General features: G+C 35.7%; 1 protein-coding gene. It reads left to right on the top strand.

Annotation, left to right across the window (positions count from 1 at the left end; genetic code table 11):
- On the top strand, positions 1–222 hold a 222-nt coding region (locus tag GBG68_RS14010), incomplete at its 5' end, for a 2-oxo acid dehydrogenase subunit E2 (protein ID WP_193222358.1).
- Positions 223–308: the final 86 nt, after the last annotated feature.

Below are 308 nucleotides of genomic sequence, written 5' to 3'. Positions count from 1 at the left end.
CCGATTATCAATCAGCCCCAAGTAGCTATTTTAGCAGCGGGTGCGATTAAGAAAAAACCGGCAGTTTTAGAAACTGAATATGGCGATGTGATAGCCATTAGGCACATGATGTTTCTTTCTTTATCGTATGATCATAGAGTGGTTGATGGTAGTTTAGGTGGTATGTTTGTTCGTCGAGTTGCCGACTATCTTGAAAATTGGGACATTGATAGGGAAATTTAGTCTAATATCAGATAAGCTTGTAATGCTGCAAACAACAATCAAAAAATAAACTTTTAGTATATATAAAAATGCTTGATGCTACTTTA

It is taken from the genome of Alkalilimnicola sp. S0819, assembly GCF_009295635.1.
GTDB lineage: Bacteria > Pseudomonadota > Gammaproteobacteria > Nitrococcales > WHIW01 > S0819.
The sequence above is the reverse complement of the archived record's forward strand: the minus strand, read 5'-3'. Positions and strand labels throughout refer to the sequence as shown.